Annotated in this window: 14 protein-coding genes and 1 tRNA gene; 8 read left to right on the top strand and 7 right to left on the bottom strand. The window is 32.4% G+C overall.

Annotation, left to right across the window (positions count from 1 at the left end):
* Positions 1-89: 89 nt before the first annotated feature.
* On the top strand, positions 90-1,232 hold the full coding sequence (locus tag WHD07_RS15140) for an acyl-CoA dehydrogenase (protein WP_343329070.1): 1,143 nt from the start codon (positions 90-92) through the stop codon (positions 1,230-1,232).
* Between the two features lie 309 nt (positions 1,233-1,541).
* On the opposite strand, the gene WHD07_RS15135 is transcribed toward WHD07_RS15140, so the two are convergent.
* Positions 1,542-2,324: a tRNA pseudouridine(38-40) synthase TruA gene (locus WHD07_RS15135; protein WP_343329069.1), complete on the bottom strand. Its 783-nt coding sequence runs from the start codon at positions 2,322-2,324 to the stop codon at positions 1,542-1,544.
* 274 nt (positions 2,325-2,598) lie between these two features.
* Here WHD07_RS15135 and WHD07_RS15130 point away from each other — a divergent pair, with 274 nt between their 5' ends.
* The 6 genes from WHD07_RS15130 to WHD07_RS15105 all read left to right on the top strand — a co-directional run bounded on the left by WHD07_RS15130 (position 2,599) and on the right by WHD07_RS15105 (position 12,836).
* On the top strand, positions 2,599-3,594 hold the full coding sequence (locus WHD07_RS15130; protein ID WP_343329068.1) for an outer membrane beta-barrel protein: 996 nt from the start codon (positions 2,599-2,601) through the stop codon (positions 3,592-3,594).
* Positions 3,595-3,635: 41 nt separating this feature from the next.
* A complete protein-coding gene (locus tag WHD07_RS15125; protein WP_343329067.1) occupies positions 3,636-4,925 on the top strand; it encodes an ammonium transporter in 1,290 nt (429 codons plus the stop codon).
* Positions 4,926-5,042: 117 nt separating this feature from the next.
* Entirely contained in the window at positions 5,043-5,381 is a 339-nt protein-coding gene (locus WHD07_RS15120; RefSeq protein ID WP_105050273.1) for a P-II family nitrogen regulator, read from the top strand.
* A 19-nt stretch (positions 5,382-5,400) separates the two neighbouring features.
* Positions 5,401-6,642 carry an ammonium transporter gene (locus WHD07_RS15115; protein ID WP_343329066.1) on the top strand — a complete coding sequence of 414 codons (1,242 nt, stop codon included), beginning with the start codon at positions 5,401-5,403 and terminating at the stop codon, positions 6,640-6,642.
* Positions 6,643-6,856: 214 nt separating this feature from the next.
* Entirely contained in the window at positions 6,857-11,368 is a 4,512-nt protein-coding gene (gltB, locus tag WHD07_RS15110) for a glutamate synthase large subunit (RefSeq protein WP_343329065.1), read from the top strand.
* Between the two features lie 4 nt (positions 11,369-11,372).
* A complete protein-coding gene (locus WHD07_RS15105) occupies positions 11,373-12,836 on the top strand; it encodes a glutamate synthase subunit beta (RefSeq protein WP_343329064.1) in 1,464 nt (487 codons plus the stop codon).
* Positions 12,837-13,090: 254 nt separating this feature from the next.
* Here WHD07_RS15105 and WHD07_RS15100 read toward each other — a convergent pair whose 3' ends face one another.
* The 4 genes from WHD07_RS15100 to WHD07_RS15085 form a co-directional block, all read right to left on the bottom strand.
* Positions 13,091-14,284, bottom strand: a complete 1,194-nt coding sequence (locus WHD07_RS15100) for a T9SS type A sorting domain-containing protein (RefSeq protein ID WP_343329063.1) — start codon at positions 14,282-14,284, stop codon at positions 13,091-13,093.
* A 905-nt stretch (positions 14,285-15,189) separates the two neighbouring features.
* The gene (locus tag WHD07_RS15095; RefSeq protein ID WP_343329062.1) at positions 15,190-16,773 is read right to left on the bottom strand and encodes a hypothetical protein; all 1,584 of its coding nucleotides are present in this window, start codon (positions 16,771-16,773) and stop codon (positions 15,190-15,192) included.
* Positions 16,774-16,801: 28 nt separating this feature from the next.
* On the bottom strand, positions 16,802-18,535 hold the full coding sequence (locus tag WHD07_RS15090) for a RagB/SusD family nutrient uptake outer membrane protein (protein ID WP_343329061.1): 1,734 nt from the start codon (positions 18,533-18,535) through the stop codon (positions 16,802-16,804).
* Positions 18,536-18,554: 19 nt separating this feature from the next.
* Positions 18,555-21,659: a TonB-dependent receptor gene (locus tag WHD07_RS15085; RefSeq protein ID WP_343329060.1), complete on the bottom strand. Its 3,105-nt coding sequence runs from the start codon at positions 21,657-21,659 to the stop codon at positions 18,555-18,557.
* A 1,316-nt stretch (positions 21,660-22,975) separates the two neighbouring features.
* Between WHD07_RS15085 and WHD07_RS15080 the strand changes: the two genes are divergently transcribed.
* Entirely contained in the window at positions 22,976-23,605 is a 630-nt protein-coding gene (locus WHD07_RS15080; protein ID WP_343329059.1) for a T9SS type A sorting domain-containing protein, read from the top strand.
* Between the two features lie 134 nt (positions 23,606-23,739).
* Here WHD07_RS15080 and WHD07_RS15075 read toward each other — a convergent pair.
* Positions 23,740-23,813: transfer RNA gene (locus WHD07_RS15075), tRNA-Asp, on the bottom strand.
* A 64-nt stretch (positions 23,814-23,877) separates the two neighbouring features.
* Positions 23,878-24,798: a DUF58 domain-containing protein gene (locus tag WHD07_RS15070; RefSeq protein WP_343329058.1), complete on the bottom strand. Its 921-nt coding sequence runs from the start codon at positions 24,796-24,798 to the stop codon at positions 23,878-23,880.
* Position 24,799: the final 1 nt, after the last annotated feature.

Genomic DNA, 24,799 nt, shown 5'->3' with positions numbered 1-24,799 from the left:
TGTAAAAATAACAAAACCTTATTGATAATATGTTACGAAATCGATATCTTTGAAACAAGATTTTACGAATATAACAAAAATATATACAGATGGATTTTAGTTTAACAGAAGAACACATCATGATTCGGGATGCCGCAAGAGACTTTGCGCAGACAGAATTATTACCTGGCGTAATAGAAAGAGACAACAAGCAAGAATTTCCACAAGAATTAGTCAAAAAAATGGGAGACCTTGGTTTCTTAGGTATTATGGTAGATCCAAAATACGGAGGAAGCGGTATGGACACCATCTCTTACGTACTAATTATGGAAGAACTCTCTAAAATTGACGCCTCTGCCTCTGTAATTGTTTCCGTAAACAACTCATTAGTTTGTTACGGATTAGAAACTTATGCAAATGAAAATCAAAAGCAAAAATATTTAACAAAATTAGCAACAGGAGAATTTGTTGGTGCTTTTTGCTTAAGCGAACCAGAAGCTGGTTCTGACGCAACCTCACAAGCAACCACCGCAGAAGACAAAGGAGATCATTATATAATTAACGGAACAAAAAACTGGATTACAAGTGGTGGTCGTGCAGATGTTTATTTAGTAATTGCACAAACAGACAGAGAAAAAGGTCATAAAGGTATCAACGCTTTTATAGTAGAAAAGGGAACTGAAGGTTTTCACATTGGTCCAAAAGAAGACAAATTAGGAATCCGCGGCTCAGACACACACACCTTACAATTTAACGATGTAAAAGTACCCAAAGAAAACAGAATTGGTGAAGATGGTTTTGGATTTAAATTTGCGATGAAAACACTTTCTGGCGGAAGAATCGGTATCGCAGCACAAGCCTTAGGTATTGCTGCCGGCGCTTATGAACTAGCCTTAAAATACTCAAAACAACGTAAAGCTTTTGGCACAGAAATTTGCAACCACCAAGCAATTGCTTTTAAATTAGCAGACATGCACACAGAAATTGAAGCTGCAAGAATGCTGGTTAGAAAAGCGGCATGGGACAAAGACCAAGGTAATAATTACGACATGTCTTCTGCAATGGCAAAACTATACGCAAGTAAAGTTGCCATGGAGCACACCGTAGAAGCCGTACAAATTCACGGAGGAAACGGCTTTGTAAAAGACTACCACGTAGAACGCTTAATGCGCGATGCTAAAATCACCCAAATTTACGAAGGAACTTCTGAGATTCAGAAAATTGTAATTTCTAGAGGAATAATCAAAGAATAAACAACACCTATATATAAGGTATAAAAAAATCCATCTTACTATAAGGTGGATTTTTATTTTGGGCGTGTTTTTGAGAAAAACAAAAACCGCTCTATTCACTATATCTTTTTAAATACATTATCGCAAAGTTTCCTCTTTTTTGCAAAATACTCACAATTAAAAAAAACAAACTACACTTATTTGCCAACCTTTTAAAAAGGATGCCGTTGCTATCGCTCACGCAACTACTTGCCATCAACATTTAAATAACCAACTAATTTTACCGCCCTAAAACACAAACAAATATCCGCCACAATACACAAACCCTACTTAAAACTCCAATTCAACATCATACAACTGCAAACCAGAAGAAGGCGCATTGTTTCTCATATACTTTCTATCGTTATCTTCTTTTAAGGAAGCTTCAATAAATTCTAAATCTAAATTTCCTTTTCCTACTTCAAAAAGAGTTGCCATCATCAATCTAATTTGATATCGCAAAAATCCTTTTCCTCTCACCTTAAATATATATGATTTTTCCGGAAAAAAATTAGCCGTTAAAACATCATTTTCTACAATTTCACAACTATCAATCACTCTTTTAAAAATCGTTTGTGCACTAGGTCTTGTGCAATATTTATGAAAATAATGTTCTCCCTCAAAAAGATTTGCTGCTTTTAACATCAAATCAAGATCAAGATTTTCATCAACATTTACAATAAAAGGCGCCGAAAAGGGATGATTCTTCTCGCCAAAAGAAAAATAATAATGATACTCCTTTACCTTAGCACAGTTAATCACATTAAAACTTCGATCTACTTTTTTTATAGAAACACCTCTAAAATCGGGAGAAAAATTAGCATTTAAAGAATCTATAAACCCAACTTCACTAACAAGCTTATCTGTAAACATCTGAATATAATAGGTATTTGCAGAAACCTTAGCGTCCGTTCTACCTACACCAATCGTTTTGTAATTAACATCTTCAAAAACAAAAGACAAGGTTTTATCTACCATATCGTGCAATGTTTTAGCGTTTGTTTGTTTTTGCCACCCAGAAAAACGAAAACCGAGAAATTGTAACTTAATTATATAAGAAAATGAATATTTCATAGGTGCAAATGTACAATAATTGCATTTTTTTTTACAAAAGGTTCATTTTTATGAATATCCTAAAATTTTGACACCCATTTTTACATACCCAACATTTTACACCCTACAAAAACTTCAAAATGAAGTTATCTCAAATTAACCCCCTTTTTTTTGAGGGTCTAAACTCAAAAACAAGTATTTTTAAAAACACACCCCTTGCCAGTTTCAATTTAATATTTACTTTTGACACAGTTCAATTAATAAAAATTCATTTAACACAAAAAGAACAAACATTATGAAAAAAGTAATTTTTACATTATTATTAGCAACAAGCTTAATAGTAACTGGACAAGAAAAAGAAGACGAAGGAACTTTCACATTAAGCGGAACAGTTGACGTATACGGAACTACTAATTTTACAAAAGACCCAGGAACTCCTGGTATATTAATAGCTAACCCAGAAAACGCAAACGCTTTTGGTTTAGGTTTTGCAAATACTGTATTTGCTTATGAAAAAGGAAAAGCAGGAGTTGTTGCTGATATTGCATTTGGACCTAGAGCAGATGATGCAAACATGGCAGGAGCAATTAATCAATTATACGCATACTACAATGTAACTGATAAATTAACACTTACTGCAGGACAATTCAATACCTTTTTAGGATATGAAGTTATCAACCCATCTGCTAACTTTAACTACACGGTATCTTACTTATTTAACGCAGGACCTTTTTCTCATACAGGTATAAAGGCAGATTACGCTGTTTCTGAAGATTTATCTCTTATGTTAGCCGTAACAAACGCACACGGAATTTCTAGTGCAGACGGTAACCTTACAGACGACACTCAATTAGGAGCTCAAATTGGATACAAAGGTCAATACTTAAACTTTATTACTGGTGCATACGCTGCAGGATCTGCAACAGACTGGATCTTTTTAGATTATACAGGTGGTTTTGATTTATCTGACACTTTTTACGTAGGTATCAACGCAGCATACGCAAACTCTAGCAACGATGATGAAGGATACAAAGGAGTAGCACTTTACTTACAAAATGCTTTTTCTGACAAATTCTCTTTAGGATTAAGACCAGAATTTTTTACAACTTCTGCAGGAAGTGCTGATAGTAATGTAACTGCATTTACCTTAACTTCTAACATCAACTTAACAAGTAACTTAAAGTTTATAACTGACTTAAGATTTGATTCTTCTGACGATTATATTATTGAAGCTTTTCCTACAGAAAAAAGCACTTCTACTTTAACAATGGCTGCAGTATACTCTTTCTAAGAAAAGAACACAAAGCACTTTACTAACTAAAATTTATAAATATGAGTTTATTTTTAACATTATTTCAAGATACTCCAGCAACAGAAGTTACAGCAGCTGTTGAACAAATAAACGGAGATATGGGAATGCTTTGGATGCTTATTGCAGGTATCTTAGTATTCTTAATGCAAGCAGGATTTACATTAGTAGAATCTGGTATGACAAGATCTAAAAACGCAGTTAATATTGCAATGAAGAACTTACTAGACATTTGTGTTGGATCTTTAATTTTTTGGTTAGTAGGTTATTCTTTAATGTACGGAGACACCTCTAACGGATGGTTCTTCTGGGGAGGTTTATTTCAAGGAGAAGGAGCTGATTTATTCTTCCAAACAATGTTTGCCGCAACAGCTGCAACAATTGTATCTGGAGCTATCGCAGGAAGAACAAAATACACAACATACATTGTTTTCTCTATTGTAATGACAGCAATAATCTACCCAATTGCAGGTGGATGGCAATGGCAAGGTGAAGGCTGGTTAACTAAACTAGGTTTCATTGACTTTGCAGGATCTTCTATTGTACACTCTGTTGGTGGATGGGCTGCTTTAGTAGCTGCATTTATGGTAGGACCTAGAATTGGAAAATATGTTGACGGTAAAGTTTTACCAATATCTGGTCATAACCAAGTATTAGCAACTTTAGGGGTATTTATCCTTTGGTTTGGTTGGTTTGGTTTTAACGGAGGATCTCAATTAGCTTGGGGTGGAGCAGATTCTATTGCTGCATCAAACGTAGTTTTAGTTACCAATTTAGCAGCAGCAGCTGGTGGACTAGGTGCTTTAATTACTACTTGGATCTGGTACGGAAAACCAAACTTAGGACAAACATTAAACGGAACATTAGCTGGTTTAGTTAGTATTACAGCTGGTTGTGGAAACATGACAACAGAAGGAGCTGTATTAACAGGATTATTAGGTGGTGTTTTAGTAGTATTCTCTATTGAATTCATTGAAAAGAAATTAAAGATTGACGACGCCGTAGGTGCCGCATCTGTACACGGTGTAGCTGGTGCTTTTGGTACGTTAGCTATTGGTCTTTGGGGTGTAGATGGTGATACTGCTATTGGTTTATTTAATGGTGGTGGAGCTTCTCAATTAGGTGTTCAAGCAACAGGAGTTTTAGCATACGCGGTATGGTCTATTGCTTTATCTTTTATTGTTTTTACAATCTTAAAAAAGACAATGGGATTACGTGTTACCAAAGAAATAGAAATCGAAGGTTTAGATGTACATGAACATGGTTCTATTGCTTACCCAGGAGTAAGACAAAGAGAATTTGATGACAAATAAAATATAAAAAAGAAATTAGCAGTTATTCTTTTATAAAATCACATAACTTATTCAATTAAGTTATGTGATTTTAATACGAAAAAAAACAATTAACAAAAAAAAACAATTAATTCTATCATGAAAAAAATTGAAGCAATTATTAGAAAGTCTAAATTTAGAGCAGTAAAAGACGCTTTGCTTGAAGTTGGTGTAAACTTTTTCTCTTACTGGGATGTTACCGGTTTAGGAAACGAAAAAGAAGGCCATGTTTACAGAGGTGTTAGCTACAGTACAAGCGACATACAAAGAAGACATTTAGCCATTGTTGTAAATGATGATTTTGAAGAAATTACCGTTAATACAATTATAAAAGCAGCTTCTACAGGAGACGTAGGTGATGGTAAAATTTTTGTAAGCGATGTAAAAGAAGCATACAGAATAAGAACAGGAGAAAAAGGCGGACAAACTTTAAAATAAACGATTACAAATTTTTATTATGGAATTATTAACAATAAACAATGTATGGATGATGATCTGTACAGCACTAGTTTTCTTTATGCACACAGGTTTTGCATTTTTAGAAATTGGTTTAACAAGACAAAAAAACACACTTAACATATTATTTAAAAATATATTTATTATCACCATTGGATTACTACTATATGCATTAGTTGGTTTTAACTTAATGTACCCTGGTTTTGCTGATGGATCTTCTGGAATTATTGGTTTTTCAGGATTTGGATTATCATCTCCACTTACTGCAGAAGGCGCTTTAGACCTTACCTACAACTCTGGATATACATACTGGACAGACTTCTTATTTCAAGGAATGTTTGCTGCTACCGCTGCAACCATCGTTTCTGGTGCCGTTGCAGAAAGAATGAAAATTCTTCCTTTTATGATTTTTGCTATTGTATACGTAGGCTTTGTGTACCCAATTGCAGGTTCTTGGAAATGGGGTGGTGGATTTTTAGATCAATTATCAACACCTTTTTACGATTTTGCTGGTTCTACTTTAGTACACTCTGTTGGTGGATGGGCTGCTGTAGTAGCTGTTTGCCTTCTAGGATCAAGAATTGGAAAATTTAAAAATGGAGAAATACAAGCTATCCCTGGACACAACATTCCTTTAGCAACTGCCGGAGTTTTAATTCTTTGGTTAGGATGGTTTGGTTTTAACGGAGGTTCTGTTTTATCTGCAGACCCAACATTAACCTCTTTAACTTTAGTTACTACTTGTTTATCTGCTGCTGCAGGAGGTGTTATAGCTGCAATTGTATCTACAATAATGTATAAAAATTTAGATTTAACAATGTTCTTAAATGGTATTTTAGGAGGATTAGTTGGTATTACTGCAGGAGCAGATCAAATGTCTCCTACAGATGCAATTTTAGTTGGCGCTATTGCCGGAGCTTTAATTGTTTTTGCTGTTAGTTTAATCGATAAATTAAAATTAGACGATCCTGTTGGTGCAATTGCTGTTCACTTAGTATGTGGTATCTGGGGAACTCTAGCTGTTGGATTATTTGGTAACCTTGCAGGTGTAGATCAGTTTATTAGCCAACTAATAGGAGTTGCCTGTTATGCGGTATTCTGTTTAGTAACTTCATTTATCATCCTATTTACCTTAAAGAAAACAATGGGTATTAGAGTAAGTGAAAGAGAAGAAATAGAAGGCTTAGATGCACATGAACATGGTATGGAAGCATATCCTGACTTCCGATTAAACGAGCATTAATCACCAAAAAAACATAAAAGAAGAGTCTGTAAATTTAATTATTTACGGACTTTTCCTGTTTTTATGAATTTGATAATAAAAATGCTCCACATTGTCATAAGTAAACTTTTTACTATGTTTTATTGATTTCATCATAAAAATCACATTAAAACAACAATAACATTGAGTCCTTTTCAATAAAATACATAGATTTGTATATATAATTGAACACAATATGGAGAAACAAGGATTATACTTACCAGAGTTTGAACACGAAAATTGCGGTGCTGGTTTTATCTGTAATTTAAATGGAGAAAAGACAAATCAAATTATACACGATGCACTAGAAATTCTAGTTAAACTAGAACATAGAGGAGGTGTTAGTGCTGATGGAAAAACAGGAGATGGAGCCGGAATATTGATAGATATTCCTCACGACTATTTCAAAAGAGTTTGTGACTTTCCTATTCCAGAGCAAAGAGAATATGCGGTTGGTATGGTATTTCTTCCTAAGGTTAGCAATCAATACGATTTTTGTAAAACCACGTTTGAAAACGAAATTAAAGAACAAGGACTCGCCATTTTAGGATGGAGAGAAGTACCTGTAGACTCTTCTCAATTAGGAGAAATTGCTTTAGCTTCCGAACCAAATATTGAACAATTATTTATAGGTAAAACAGAAGAAATAGACGAGGCTACTTTTAAAGCTAAGTTATATGCTGCTCGTAAAATTGCAGAACATGCCATCAGAAAATCTAAAATTTCTGAAAGTAAATATTTCTACATTCCGAGTTTATCATTAACCACTATCATCTATAAAGGTATTATTATGCCAGAAGATATTGGTCCTTATTATAAAGATTTACAAGCAATAGATTTAGTAACACGTTTGGCATTAGTACACCAACGTTTTTCTACCAACACAATGCCAACTTGGGAGTTAGCACAACCATTTAGACACATGTGTCAGAATGGAGAAATTAACACTTTACGTGGTAATGTTAGTAGAATGCGTGTTCGTGAAGAAATCATGAAAAGCGATGTTTTTGGTCCACAAATAGATAAATTATTTCCAATTATATTACCAGGAAAATCAGATTCTGCTTCTATGGATATGGTTGTTGAGTTGTTAACTCACACAGGCCGTTCTTTACCAGAAATTATGATGATGATGATTCCTGAAGCTTGGGAAAAACACAAAACCATGTCTAAAGAGCGTAAAGCTTTTTACGAATACAATGGTTGTATTATGGAACCTTGGGATGGTCCTGCCTCCGTACCTTTTACAGATGGAGACTATATTGGAGCTTTATTAGACAGAAACGGATTAAGACCTTCTAGATATACCGTTACCAAAAGCGGTAGTTTAATTATGTCATCAGAAATTGGTGTTGTAGATGTAGCACCAGAAGACATCAAAGAACATGGTAGATTAGAACCAGGAAAAATGTTCTTGGTAGACATGAACGAAGGAAGAATCATTGAGGATGAAGAAATAAAAAGTAAAATTGTTTCTGAAAGACCTTATCAAGAATGGTTAGATAATACTCGTTTACACTTAAAAGACGTACCTTATAACGGAGAAACTTGCCCTATAGAATCTATTGATGTAAAAACGCGTCAACGTTTATTCAATTACACTTTTGAAGATATTCAGGAAGTAATTACACCAATGGCAATTGTTGGTAAAGAAGCTTTAGGATCTATGGGAATAGATACACCTTTAGCTGTTTTATCAGACAGACCTCAATTAATATCTAACTACTTTAAACAATTATTTGCACAAGTTACAAACCCTCCTTTAGATGGTATTCGTGAAGAAATTGTAACAGATATTAGTTTAAATTTAGGAAAAGATAGAAACATTTTCAGCATTACAGACAGACAATGTAGAAAATTAAGAATTCAGAATCCGGTTATTTCTAATGCAGATTTAGAAAAAATTAGAAACATAGATATAGAAAGCTTTAAAGCAGCAACCATACAAATATTATATCCAAAAGCACAAGGTTTAAATGGTCTTGAAGATGCTTTAGATAATATTGTTATTCAAGTTGAAAAAGCTTTAGAACAAAAGAATAATATTATTATTCTTTCCGATAGAGGTGTAAACCAAGAGCTTGCTCCTATCCCAGCTTTATTAGCTTGTTCTTTTGTAAATCATCAATTAAACCGTTTACGCAAGCGTTCTCATTTCGATATTATTATTGAATCTGCAGAACCACGTGAACCTCATCATTTTGCTACTTTATTTGGTTACGGCGCAAGTGCAGTAAACCCATATATGGTAAATGAAATTATTAGAATGCAAGTTAAAGAAGGCTTCATTACTGGTATGGATGAACAAAAAGCAGTTGATAACTTTAACAAAGCAATTGGAAAAGGAATCTTAAAAGTAATGAACAAAATAGGAATCTCTACTTTACATTCTTACAGAGGTTCTCAAATTTTTGAAATTGTAGGTTTCAACTCTCCTTTTGTAGAAAAATACTTCCCTTATACTGCTTCTAGAATTGAAGGTATTGGTTTGTATGAAATAGAAAAAGAAATAGATCAACGCTACAAACAAGCATATCCAGATAATCAAATTGACAAAAACTTAGGTTTAAATGTTGGTGGAGATTATAGATGGAGAAGAAATAGTGAACGTCACTTATTTAATCCAACAACAGTTGCTAAACTACAGCAAGCTGTAAGATTAAGTGATCAAGGAAGTTATAACGTTTACGCAAAAGCAATTAACGAACAGTCAGAGAATTTAATGACAATTCGTGGTTTGTTTCAGTTCGACAACTTAGACCCAATTCCATTGGAAGAAGTAGAACCTTGGACAGAAATTGTAAAACGTTTTAAAACGGGTGCAATGTCTTACGGATCTATCTCTAGAGAAGCGCACGAAAACTTAGCGATTGCCATGAACAGAATTGGTGGTAAATCTAACTCTGGTGAAGGTGGTGAAGATAGAAAACGTTTTCAAAAAGACATCAATGGAGATAGTAGAAACTCTGCTATTAAACAAGTAGCATCTGGTAGATTTGGGGTAACTTCTCATTATTTAACCAACGCAAGAGAAATTCAAATAAAAATGGCTCAAGGAGCTAAACCTGGTGAAGGTGGTCAATTACCTGGAGCTAAAGTTTTACCTTGGATTGCTGCGGCAAGAAATTCAACTCCTTTTGTAGGATTAATTTCTCCTCCTCCACATCACGATATTTATTCTATTGAAGATTTAGCACAATTAATCTACGATTTAAAAAATGCAAATCGTGAAGCTAGAATTAATGTAAAATTAGTTTCAGAAGTTGGCGTAGGTACAATTGCAGCAGGTGTTGCAAAAGCAAAAGCAGATGTTGTTTTAATATCTGGTTATGACGGTGGTACAGGAGCATCTCCTCTTACCTCTTTAAAACATGCAGGTTTACCTTGGGAACTTGGTTTAGCAGAAGCACAACAAACATTAGTTCTTAATGATTTAAGAAGTAGAATTGTTGTAGAATGTGATGGTCAGTTAAAAACAGGTAGAGATGTTGCTATTGCTGCATTATTAGGTGCTGAGGAATTTGGTTTTGCAACCGCTCCTTTAGTAGCTTCTGGTTGTATTATGATGCGTAAGTGTCACTTAAATACATGTCCGGTTGGTATTGCAACTCAAGATAAAGAGTTACGTAAAAACTTTAAAGGAACACCAGAACACGTTATTAACTTCTTCTACTACATTGCAGAAGAATTAAGAGGAATTATGGCACAACTTGGTTTTAGAACATTAGCTGAAATGGTTGGTCAAACTCATAAAATCAACGCAAATCACGCTATTAAGCATTATAAAGCAAAAGGTTTAGATTTATCTAGTATTTTACACAGACCAACTTCTTATAGAAGTATGACGGTAAGAAATACAGAAAGTCAAGATCATAATTTAGAAAGCGTTTTAGACTTTACTATATTAAAAGACTCACATAGAGCTTTGTATAGAAAAGAAAAAATGAACCTAGCATATCCAATCAAAAACACAAACAGAACTGTTGGAGCCATAGTTAGTAATGAAATCTCTAAAATTTACGGTCATTTAGGTTTACCTGAAGATACCTTAAATATCAACTTTACAGGTTCTGCAGGACAAAGTTTTGGAGCTTTTGGTGCACACGGATTAACGTTTACAATAGAAGGTAATACAAACGATTATTTAGGTAAAGGGTTGTCTGGAGCCAAGTTAATTGTTAAAAAACCAGCAAGAGCAGATTTCTTAGCAGAAAACAATATTATTGTTGGTAATGTTTGTATGTTCGGAGCAGTAGCAGGACAAGCCTACATTAACGGAATTGCAGGAGAACGCTTTGCAGTTCGTAACTCTGGTGCAACTGCTGTTGTAGAAGGAGTTGGAGATCACTGTTGTGAATACATGACCGGTGGTAAAGTAATTGTTTTAGGAAAAACAGGTAGAAACTTTGCAGCAGGTATGAGTGGTGGTATTGCATATGTATACGACCCTGAAAACAAATTTATAAATGGTCTTTGTAATACAGAAACCATAGAGTTTGAAGAAATTAGTAAAGACGATGCAGCAGAATTAAAAGCAACTATAGAAAAACACGTTTTATATACAGATAGTAAAAGAGGTGCTGCTTTGTTAACTGATTGGGATACAAGTTTAAAAAACTTTGTAAAAGTAATGCCTACAGAATACAAGAAAGCATTAATACGTATAGAAACAGAAGAACCAATGTTCGAAGAATTAACAATAGCATAATCTCATGGGAAAAATAACAGGATTTAAAGAATTTGAAAGACAAGATGAAGCCTATACTTCTGTAAAAGATCGTGTAAAAAATTATAAGGAATTTACGGTTCCTCTTTCTGAAGACGAAATAACAAAACAAGGTTCACGTTGTATGGATTGTGGTATTCCTTTTTGCCATAGTGGTTGTCCATTAGGAAATCTAATACCAGATTTCAATCACATGGTACACCAAGGAGAATGGAAAAAAGCTTCATGGATATTACATTCTACAAACAATTTTCCAGAATTTACAGGTCGTTTATGCCCTGCCCCATGTGAACAAGCATGTGTATTAGGTATTATAGAAGATCCAATTTCTATTGAAAACATAGAAAAAAACATTGTAGAACGTGCCTTTAAAGAAGGTTGGATTAAACCTCAACCTCCAAAAAATAGAACAGGAAAAACAATTGCTATTGTTGGTTCTGGACCAGCAGGTTTAGCAACAGCACAACAATTAAACAGAGCTGGTCATACAGTTACTGTTTTTGAAAGAGATGATGAAGTTGGTGGTTTATTACGCTACGGAATCCCTAACTTTAAGTTAGAAAAAGGAATCATAGACAGAAGAATTGCCATCTTAGAAGCAGAAGGAATTACATTTAAAACCAACGTAAACGTAGGTGTTAATTACGATGTAAAAGACCTAAAAGCTTTTGATAGTATTGTTTTATGTGGTGGATCTACAGAAAGACGTAGCTTACCAACTCCAGGTATCGATGCTGATGGAGTTGTACAAGCAATGGATTTTTTAACACAACAAACAAAAGTAGTACTTGGTAAAGAAGTAAAAGAGCAAGTACTTGCTACCGACAAAAACGTAATTGTTATTGGTGGTGGAGATACAGGTTCAGATTGTATTGGTACTTCAAACAGACACGGAGCAAAATCTGTTGTTAACTTTGAAATTATGCCAAAACCTCCAGGACACCGTTCACCTACAACTCCTTGGCCTTTTTGGCCATTACAATTAAAAACCTCTTCTTCTCATAAAGAAGGTGTAGAACGTAATTGGTTAATCAACACAAAGGAATTTGTAAAAGATGAAAACGGAAAATTAATTGCCTTAAAAACAATTAATGTAGAATGGAAAATGGTTCCAGGAGAAAGACCACAATTAATTGAAATTGCAGGTACAGAAAAAACTTGGCCATGTGACTTAGCTTTATTAGCACTAGGTTTTACAGGTCCAGAAAGTACTTTAGCAGACAAATTAGGTCTTAAAACAGACGCTCGCTCTAACTACAAAGCAGAATACGGAAAATATCAAACAAACGTAAAAAACATTTTTACTGCCGGAGATATGCGTCGTGGACAATCTTTAATTGTATGGGCAATATCAGAAGGTAGAGAAGCTGCTAGACAAGTAGATTTATTCTTAATGGGTAAAACAGAATTACCTACCAAAGATGCTTCTGGCGATTTAGTTGCTATGTAAGAATCTAAAAATATATTTTATAAAAAGGCATCAATATTAACTGATGCCTTTTTTGTGTTTATAGAAACTTTTTTTTTAGGGCGTGCCCATTTTTAAAAAACACAGTTTATAAACATTAAAATATCGCTTAAAAATGGTCAGGCTATCCATTACAAGTCCTCGTTCGTACCTCACTGTGGGCTTTTCATTTCTATCCTTCACGCAAAAATACATACCAAATTTGCAGTCCTTTCATTCGAGGCAACTTTTATAACTTATTGTTTAATCATTTTTCCTGAATACCAGTTTCCTGATTTCTCTTTAACTTTAATAATATAAATCCCCGAAGATAAATCACTCACGAAAACCGCTTTTTTTCCATTAGAAATATTTTTTACCGATTTAACTAATCTTCCGTCCGTTTGATATACATCAACCCGATTGACATCTACATTCGACTTAATGGTAATATAATTACCTACAGGACTCGAAAAACTGACTACTTTAGAAACATCATAGGCTATTGCAGACAAATTTGCATCAACTCTTTTATATGTTCTAATCCAATCAATTTTAAAAATATTGTCTGCCTCTATTGATAGTTCATTGACTGTTGGATAAACCCCATTACTCACTTGCCAACCTTGTGCAGCTCCCGAAAAAATTATTGTTTCCGGCGATGACATTCCGTTTTCTCCTAAATTTTTATCAGGATCAATTATATTTGCACCAGAAACAGTTCTTACCAAAACTCCATCAATATAATACTCTAAATGAAAAGGATCTTTCCAATACACACCTACTCTATGAAAACCATCTCTCCAGTATTTTCCATTTGCAACAGGTAAAACATAATAACTACCTGCATCTTTTGGTTGGTAATCATTTCCTGATGGAGTTGAAAAAGTATGATGACTTAAGTGCATTCTTCTAGCAAACCAATCCCTTGAAGTATTATTGCTTTCAGAATAACTAGAACCATAGGCCTCTACAATATCTATTTCTTCTTTACTATTAGCACTTAACATCCAAACAGCATTTGCCATAACAGAATTCATGATCTTTACTTTTGTTTCTATATAAACAGGATAAATAATTTCTGTTCTTGCATGGGCAGCACTAAAATAATTTGTATTACTAGCCGCATCCTTAGATGTTGCTTTTAACTCTAAATTACCTCCTGTTACCTTAGAGTTATTAGGAGTCCAAATAGTGTTTCCAAAACCAGGCCATGGATTTACATAACCATCTGCCCATTTAGAATTAAATGTTGCTCCCTTAATTGAACCAGATGAAGTTTCATAATTAAAACTATCCGAAAGTTCATCTACTAATTCCCATGTTACATTTGTATTTCCTAACTCAGCAGGAACTGCAATACCACTCCAATCTTGAGAAAAAATCATTGTTGTTGTAAACATTAGAAATAATAAAAACAAATGCTTGTTTGCTATAAATTGACTTTTCATTTTTTGGATTTGAATTTTATAATTAAACACTTTTAACGCAAATACAAAACTAACACTTATGTACACTCATATAGTTATTTACAACTTTACAAAAACTTAATACTTAGTAAGTAAAGAAACAATGTTTATAAAACACAGATAATAAATATAGATTATGCAATTAGGTTAAAAGTTAAATATAACTCCATTTTAACAAAGACCAGGTATTAAAAATTAGTGTTTTGAGTGTTTATTTTTTATGCAAACACTACAGCAAGAACAATTTAAACCTGAAGGATTTTAAGTACTTGACATCTTTAAATTATAACAACAAGAGATGGTTATTGTGATGAAACAACTAGAGATATACTAAAAATTGATGACGAAGTATTAAAAGACTAATTCATAAGAAACTTAACTTTCATCTAAAATTGAATAGTTTTTTTATCAATAGAAAAAAACTATCAAGTTTATATCAAATCGAGATAGAGCAACTGAACAATTGTTTATCCTAATTTTATTGATTTTATTAAGAGCAATATTATACCTTGATGGAAAAACTTTTACAATAAGGACTCGAATATAAAGCGATAGTTATTCTAAAGGATAAGCAGACCTACCTCAATTAGGCAATTATATATGAGTTACAACATCTAGCTTAGAATTAGACAATTGTAGTTAAAACAGTTATATACTAGTTGTTTTCAGATATTCACCATATAAAATAAAGTCGTAGAATACGCAAAATTCATAATGCTATTGAAAAACATTTTCAGGTAAAAATAGATGTACAAAAAATTACAGACTTAATTAAGATAACTGCTAAATTTAAAAAACACACTCTTTTTTAAGAATACAAAACTTTAGTATAAAAAGGGAATCTAAAATAGACTCCCTTTTGTTTATTAATTAGTAAATTTTAAGTTTTATGGTCTTAATTTTAATTCAGCAACGGTTATATTATCCATATATAATTTTATCGGAGCAGGATTAGCACCATTAAAACCACGTATCATAAATGAAGAATTTCCATCTGCAAAACCACTAGTTCTAAAAGAAGCATAAACCCACTTATTGGTTTGAAAATCGTTTCCAAATGCAGGATTACTACCTACACTCCAATCTGTATTAGGATTCCAATAAAAACGTAGATCTGGTAGTGCACCTGAAGTATAGTTACCTAAGTCTGTTATATAAACCCATACACCAATTTCGTAAAGAGTCTTTTCTTTGGTTGGAAAAGTGATAAATTCACCTGCTTCATTTCTGTGTCCCATAATCATACCATCATTAGCAGCCATTTCTATGTACATACTTTTTAGACCATCTTTAGCTTGTGCATCAGAAATTTCACTTGTATAATCTGTAAATCCAGCCCAACCTAAATTTTGCCATTCGGCGTCTTTTGAAGCTTCGAAACTATAATCGTAATCACTATCACTTAAAATATTCGTTTTAATAATATCGGTTAAAATTGCATCTGTAAATGTGGTTGCTTTTACAACATCTGCTGTTGTTAAAGTACCAGAAGTATAAGATATTTTAACTTCATCATCGTTGTAAAAAGGCTCGCTTAAAGTAATTAGTAAAATATTACCTTCAACAGCATCTAAAGAGATATCACTAATACTTGGCGTAATAGTTACTCCTGAAGCTGTTTGATAGTTTACCGTAAACTCATTTTTGTTGATCGTTTCTGAATCCATTTCTCTACTAAATTCAAGTCCTACTATATTTGATGCTTTTTCAAAAACTCTATCCAAACTTACTGGTTCTGTAGAAGGAATTACTTTTACAACGTTTTTAATACTAATTGTATCAGCTCCAAAAGGTCTGGCGTTTGAAGCTATAAACTCTATATTATAAGAACCTAATTTACTATATTTTACTTTAACGGGTTCTTTTGGATTAATAATTTGTGTAGGATTTCCTCCTGCCAAATTCCATGTAAATAAAGTTGGCCCACCTTCAGAAGCATAGGTTAACTGAATAGATTTACCAGCAGTTACTTCATTTTCTGCATTCTCTTTCATATTTAATTCTGCTCCAACACTACCATCATCATTTAAATAATTAGCAGTTAAAACTGATTTTATCTCACCAAATACAGTGACTACAATAGTTGTATCTAGTACCTTTCCAATAGGATCTGCACTAGACAAATCATAAGCATCTTCTTTAAACACCTGATTTAAAGAAACATCATATGTACCTGCTACTTTAAAAAAAGCCTTCACATTTTGTTCTTTTGATGTTACATCATTGTCAGACCCAACAATATCAACAGAACCTTCTGGAAATTTCCATAATCTAGATTCAACTCCAGATGAAATATCTCCAAAAGTAATACTATTCCCTATTCTAACTTGATTGTCAAAATTCATTTGAGAGGTTACAATAATTCTACTATTTGCCTCTTTTAGATCTAAATTGTCTTTATTGTCATCACAAGATTGTAATCCAAAAACAATTACTAAAATTGATATAATTAATTTAAATTTTGTTTTCATTTTTTTTTATTTACATTAAAATAATTCATTACAATCCAGTATTTGATTGTACTTCAGCTGCTGGAAGATAAAAATAATCATAAATGCTAGATTTATATCTATCTATACCGTCTAGAGAAAGTAAGTTTACAGCCCCTTCTATATTTAGAGGTGGTTGGTTTATAATAACTTCAAAATTATCTCTTCTCCATTTTAAATCATCACCCATTGTTTTTAAAGTCTTTTCAACAATTCCCCAACGGACTAAATCTCTCCATCTTTGACCTTCAAAACAAAGCTCTAGAGGTCTTTCTACCATTTGAATGTGTGTCATTATATTCTCTTTAGTAGGACTAACCATTGGTTGTACTCCATGAACTTGTTCACTAATATGAAGTTGTGGAAACGTATTTGAATTTGCATCTAAATACTGTCTAATTGTTTTAACACCAGCTCTTTTTCTTACTAAGTCAATATATTTTATTGCTTCGTCAACATTAGAAGTTTCATTTAAAACAGCCTCTGCATACATTAAATAAACATCAGCTAAACGAATGTGTCTAAAATTAATTCCACTACGTCCTAAAGGTATTTCTGATGAACCTTGATACCAATTGGTATATTTTTTAACTAATGCAGTTAATCCTAAACCTCTGTAGGCATGCACCTTTGCATCAGTATTATCTACACCAAAATAAGTACCTTCAAAATCTTTCGGACAAATAGAAGCAGAAAGTCTTCTAGAATGCTTATTAGTTGTATTAATTGGGTTTGTTGGATCAATTTCATCTTTTGTAAATAGTTCATGTAAATACAAATTGGCAACTACTGTATTAAAACCACCATAACTAATAGAGGCATAATTAGAAGCTACAGCATTAGATTCTGCTCCGGAAGCAAATGGAGTATCATCTACATTTGCCCCATTGGCTCCAGGATTTTCTGTAGAACTATAAGCTACTTCTAAGATAGATTCTGAGTTAAACTCGTTTTGATCTGTAAAATTATCTAAAGAATTTGGAGTTAACGAATATATATTAGAATCTATTACCTCTTTAAAATCAATTGCAGCAAGCCCCCATTGTTTAGCATATAAATATACTTTTCCTCTTAATGAAGTTGCAGCTCCAGAAGTAATTCTTCCTAAGTCTTCACTATTACTCCATTTTGCAGGTAAATTTAATCTTGCATAATTTAAATCTGGAATAATTACTTGTTCATTTACTTCTGCAATTGTACTTGTAGCTTTATTTAAATCAGTTACAGAATTTTCTGTACGAATAACAGCTTTACCATAAGTATGTATTAATTCAAAGTAGAAAAAAGCTCGTAAAAATCTAGCTTGTGCTAAAATTTGTTCTTTTTCTAAAGGTTTAAAAATAGAAGCATCCGCTGCTTCAATATTATTAATTACTTGATTGGCTCTAAAAATACCGATATATAATTGGTTCCATTTATTAACTAATTGCTCGCTATTATCGGTATAACTTAATTGTCTAAAGATATTCCATCTTCCAAAAAAAGAAAAGGTATCCGCAATATCTGTTCTAATAATTTCTTGAGATAATCCGCTACCACTAACACCTTGAAATTGTAAAGCTCCATAAACTGTTGTTAGTGCGCTATTAAATTGGGTACTTGTTTTAAAAAAAGTAGCATCTGTAATAGAGTTTGGATTATCAACATCCAAAAAATTATTCTCATTACAACTTGAGAGAGACAAAGTGACGCATGCAATAATTGCAATGAACAATACTTTGTATTTTTTTATAAATTGTATCATTTTTTTTCTTAATTAATTATTAAAATTTAATTTTAGCTCCTAGAACAAATCTTCTAGCTACAGGGTAATTCCCTCTATCAACACCTCTGGTACTGATTCCATTACCCCCAACTTCTGGGTCATAACCAGTGTAGTTTGTAAACGTAAACGGATTGAATCCTGTTACATATAACCTAACACTACTAATTTTAAGTTTATCCATTAATTCTTGAGGTAAAGTGTACCCTAAAGTAATGTTACGAATTCTTAAATAAGTTCCATCTTCTAACCAATAATCAGATCTTGCTCTTATACTTTCTGTAGCCTCACTATTTCTATAACTAGGTACATTAGAATCTGGGTTTTGTGGAGACCATTGTGAAAATTGTTCTAAATGTCTACCTTGAGTATAGGCAAAGAAACGAGAACCATTAAAAATTTCTGCTCCATAAGAAAGATAAGATTGAACCGTTAAATCGAAGTTTTTATAGGATAAATCAAAATTTAAACCTGCTTCAAATTCTGCTTGACCAGAACCGGCATATACTCTGTCATCTTCATCAATACCAGCAGAAGTACCCGGTATATCAGCATATCTCATATCTCCTTTTTTTGCAGATGGATTTATTTTTTGATATTCAAGCAATTCCTCGTCGGTTTTAATTACTCCTTCATTTTTTAACAAAAAGAAAGCACCTGCTTCATGACCTACAGCAAAAAAAGTAGTTTCATCGATACTACTTCCTAAAGAAAATGTTGGTCTACCATTTGGATAACCACGTTCAATACCGTTTAAATTAACAATATTATTAATGTTTTTTGTAAATGTTGATGTAATATTATATTTCAATCCATTTTTAAACTTATTTCTATACCCTAAAGCTAGTTCAATACCTTCATTGGTCATTTCACCTGCATTAATAATTATAGGATTATAAGTAGTTTCTGCACCTGGAGCTGTTGTTCCTCCAGAGGGTGGTGTTTGAAATGGTAATAACATATCTTTTTTATTATTTCTATAAACATCACCCGTAAGCGTTAACTTGTTATTAAACATTGCTAAATCTATACCTAAATTTATAGAAGTACTTGTTTCCCATTTTAAATCTGGGTTAGAATACCTTCTTTGTATTAAACCTGAATTTAAAGTTTCAGTTGATCCAAATAAATAATTTACACCTGTTTCTATTTGTGTTGCTGAAGTAAAAGCTGGTACATCTTGGTTACCTAACTCTGCATAACTTGCTCTAATTTTTAAACTATTTACTGAATTTGCAATCGCAGCATCTTTAAAAAATCCTTCCTCAGAAATATTCCAACCTACAGAAACTGCAGGAAAACTAGCATACCTATTATCTTCACCAAATTTAGAAGAACCGTCTCTACGGATACTTAAAGATAATAAGTAGCGTTCATCAAAACTATATTGTACTCTTCCTAATAAACCAGATAATGTGTACTTGTTTACAAAACTACTTGGAGATGTTGCAGAAAAAGCTTGTCCTACTTCTTGCGTATCATTTGTTGGAAACCCAATACCTCCAAAAGAAAATTGTTTAGAATTAAACTCCTCATAAGAAGATACTACTACAGTATTTAATTTATGCTTACCAAACTCTACATCATAACTTAACATGTTTTCAAGTACTCTTCTATCTGAAGATGTATAATCTTCTGTAAGTTGTGCTTCAAGAGTTGAAGCTGTTGCATTTAGTTCGCCATCTAAACCATAAATAAAATAAGAAGGTCTAAAGAATTTTCTTTTGTAATCATATTTATTATTACTTAAACTAATTTTATACGAAAGTCCTTTTGCAATTTCATATTGTAAATTCACAGCAATGTTAGACGATTTAACTTTTCTGTCATCAACATTTTGCAATTGTTTAGCCAAATACCCAAAGTAAATAGTGTTATCTACAGGAACATTAACTATGTTATCATCACTAATATCTAAATCACCTAATGGAATCTGCCAAGGGTTCTGACCGATACTGTATTCATATAAAGCATAAGGTTCTTGTTGTCTATTTTCTTCCGTTAAACCGACGGTAGCAAATGCTTTAAATTTCCCTTTGTTAAATTGTGCCGTTAATCTAGAACTTAATCTATTAAATCCAGATTTAATTAAAACACCATCCTGGTCATTAAAACTTGTTGTAAAACTTAAACTTAGTTCTTTACTTCCGCCAGTAATACCTAAATCGTAATTTCTAATTAAAGCATTGTTGTTTTGTACATCTTTAACAAAATTTGTATCATTATCTAACAACTCTGGGGTTGTAATAAAATACCCCGGAAGGTTACCAGCGTTTAACACATTATCAACAGAAAAATCTGCAAATAATTGTTGTTGTGTATTCATTAAAGGAGTTCCAGAAGTAATATTCTGAATTCCAGTAAATGTTGATAGGTTTACTGCAAAATTACCAGGCTTACCTCTTTTTGTTGTTATTAAAACAACACCATTTGACGCTCTTACACCATAAATAGATGCTGCTGCACCATCTTTAAGAATGTCTAAACTTTCTACTTGATCAGGAGCTATATTCGGGTTAGATTCATAAGGAACCCCATCTACTACATATAAAGGCTCTAATTTACCTGTTAACGAACCAACACCCCTTATTTGAATATTAGCACCTTCACCTGGTCGTCCACTAGAAGCTTGTACATTTACACCAGCAACAACTCCTTGTAGAGATTCCCCTACATCAGATACTGGAGCTAGCGCAATAACATCCGATTTAATATTAGCAACGGCACCTGTAACCTCCTTTTTTTTCTGTGACCCATATCCCACAATTACAATTTCATCTAAAATGTCCGCCTTAGGCAGTAACTCTACATTTATAATATTGCTACTGCCAGGTTTAATAACGACTTCTTTAGTTTTGTATCCTAAATAACTAAATACTAACACATCTCCAACCTTAGCTTTAATCAGAAATGAACCATCCATTTCGGTGCTTAGCCCAACATTAGACCCTTTAACGATTACACTAGCACCTGGTAATGTATCGCCATCTGCTTTAACCGTCCCCTTTACGGTAACTGTTTGCGCATTTGTAAAACTGAAACTGAGCAAAAGCAATGCCGTAATAAAGATTTGCTTGTAATTGCTATTTCGTAAATTTAACTTCATTTTTTTATCGAATTTTAAATTATCATAGTCAAATATTGTAATTATATTAACAAATATCCAGTTTCCTCACTTGACTTAAACTTTACATACATTTTTTTTTACTTTATTTAATCTTAATTACAAAATAGAAACACCTTTTAAAAACAGCCATAAAAAACTAATTAACAATAATTTAACCTAAAAAATAGGCAATCTTTAATATTCACTTTAAAAAGACCATATTAACTTCTTTCATCTCTAGCGATTTCTTAAAACAAGTCCATCTTACAAGACTATTCTTAATTTCAATTAGATTTTTACATTTAAATTCTAAAAAAAGAATAAAACTAAAATTTAAAATAGTCAAGTTTAAATCAAGTTCTTAAAAATAAGTGGTCCTTTTATTTTCTATAATTTTGAAGAAGAATATTTTTTGACAAATACATCAAACAAATATTCTTATTAAATATCCGAATCTTTTTTATAAAGAAACCTAGAAGACGAACTTCATCCCCTCCTCTTTATTAAATAAAATGAAAATAAATTATCTGCACAACTAATTAAAGGAAATGCAATTAACTCTGAAACCAAAGAATCTTTATCTGGTGTTCAAATTGCTTTGGCAGAAGATCGTATAAAAACAACTACAAATAGTTTGAGCGTTTTTTCTTTAATAGCAAATAACAATTCGTCAAAACATTAACTGCAGAGTTAAGCGAAAACGGAAATTATATATTTGAAAAAAACAATAAAAGAGCAAAATCTAATATTACAATTGATTTAAGTCCTAAAATAAAAATTACGACTCCTTTACGTTAAAAAACCTATATGCCCCTAACAACACAAGTGAGAATTTACCCTATTAACTTCTACTCTACGTATGGGCACAACGGGACAGAACAAGGTGCCGCTGCTGTTTCGTGTTCTCTTGTAAATCCCCTAAGAACTGGTTTCTATTAGGGATTAGCACATTAATATGTTTAGGGCAATGGAATAAAAGAAGGTAAAAACTATTTTAACTATAAAAAATTTGTGCACGGATCTATGAACCTCTACAGTACTTCTGTCACTATATTATCTTCTTTTAACGCATCTATTTAAAAGATAAAAACACTGATATTAAATATCTAAACTTAGTAATCTATCTTTTAAAAACGTTTACACTAAAATAGTAAAAAAATAGCTCTAACTGCAATAACTAAAGACTTCCACTAGAAAAACTAGAACTTAATTAACTAAACTACAGCTATTTGTCAAGTTATTATCTAGTCTTCTTTCAAGTAAAACACACTAAAAATATTTAATTTTCATGTATAAATATTTAAAACCTATAAATTATGAAAAAAATTACTTTATTACTTTTATTATTGAGCAGTACTTTTACTTTCACTCAACAAGTTGTTACAATAGTTTCAATTAATGGTCAAGCTCTTGCTGACTTTAAAGTTACAAATAATGCCACACTTCAAGTTGGAACCAAGTATGATTTTATTATTGATTATTCAGGTCAAGACGTTTCAAGTACAAATAATGTTATCGTTAAAATGTTAAAAGGCTCTTCTTTTGCTGATACTGCTAATGAAACTTCTGTTGCAATTACAACTGCTTCAGGACAGGTTACTGTTTCATTAACACCTACAGAAGCGGTATCTTCTGCTATTTTACAAATAAGAACAACAACATCAAAGAATTTTGGTAATACTGGAGACAACATATTTGATTATAGCTGGAAAGTAGTAGGAGGAACAGCATCAACAAAAGATTTCAAACTTACATCTTCTTTTTACAATGTATCTAAAAGTGCCCTTGTTATAAAAGATAATATTGAAGGTGAATTTTCAATTTATAATATGTTGGGGCAACAAGTTTTAAACGGTACTATTTCTAATGAAATTAAAGTTGAAACTTTAAAATCTGGATTATATATTTTATCAACAGACAAAGGGACTTTAAAGTTTGTTAAATAATATAACATATTATTTTAAAAATAAAGAGACTGTTTAAAAGACCCTCTTTTTTGTATTGATCCAAGCAAAGTTTAAAAAGCACAAAGAAAACCACCTAAAACAAAAAAAGCACCTCATAAATGAAGTGCTTTTTGCGGTCTGGACGGGACTCGAACCCGCGACCCCCTGCGTGACAGGCAGGTATTCTAACCAGCTGAACTACCAGACCGTTGCTTTTAGCGGTTGCAAATATACAACCTATTTTTAGATACACAACAAAAAAATGAGAAAAATTATTTATTTTTTTTTCTACTAATTAAATATGCTGTCAAAACTGCATTATACCCTTTATGAATATCAACAGGTACATAATCAATTTTATACTGTAAACATTTATTTTTCAACTCATTAAAATAAGCACCAATTAATTCCTTGTAATTTTCTCTAACATTTTCGGCATAAACATTAATCTCCTCTCCTGTTTCAACATCTATAAACTTTTTAGGAACATTATCAAAATTGAAGTTGTATTCTGTTTCTCCATCATAGGTATGAAACAAAATAACCTCATGTTTGTTATATTTAAGGTGTTTTAAAGCTTCAAAAAGTGCTTCATTGTCTTTACTAGGCTGAAACATATCTGTAAAGACAAAAATCAAAGAACGTCTGTGCATCTTCTCTGCAATTTCATGTAAATACTTATAGGTTTCTGTAGCTGTTTTAGAATCTGAAACTAACAATTGCTCTAATTGGTGCAATAACATCTTTCTATGGCGCTCACTTCCTTTTTCTGAAGCGTAATACTCATACGTATCAGCATAAATACTTAAACCCACAGCATCTCTTTGTCTTTTTAAAATTTCCATTAAAGACGCAGCGGCTATTGCAGAAAAACCAACTTTATTTAAAGTATCTATGGTTTGCTTTTTTACAATGGGATAATGCATAGATGCAGAATTATCTATAATGATATGGCATCGTAAATTGGTTTCTTCTTCGTACTTTTTGGTATATAACTTTTCTGTCTTTGCAAATAATTTCCAATCTATATGTCGGGTACTTTCTCCTTTATTATATAATTTATGCTCAGAAAACTCCACAGAAAAACCATGAAACGGACTTTTATGAATTCCGGTTACAAAACCCTCTACCACTTGTTTTGCCAACAAATCTAGATTTTTAATTTCAGATGATTTAACTTCGGATAAATTCATA

This window comes from Polaribacter staleyi (genome assembly GCF_038024045.1).
Classification (GTDB): domain Bacteria; phylum Bacteroidota; class Bacteroidia; order Flavobacteriales; family Flavobacteriaceae; genus Polaribacter; species Polaribacter butkevichii.
The sequence above is the reverse complement of the archived record's forward strand: the minus strand, read 5'-3'. Positions and strand labels throughout refer to the sequence as shown.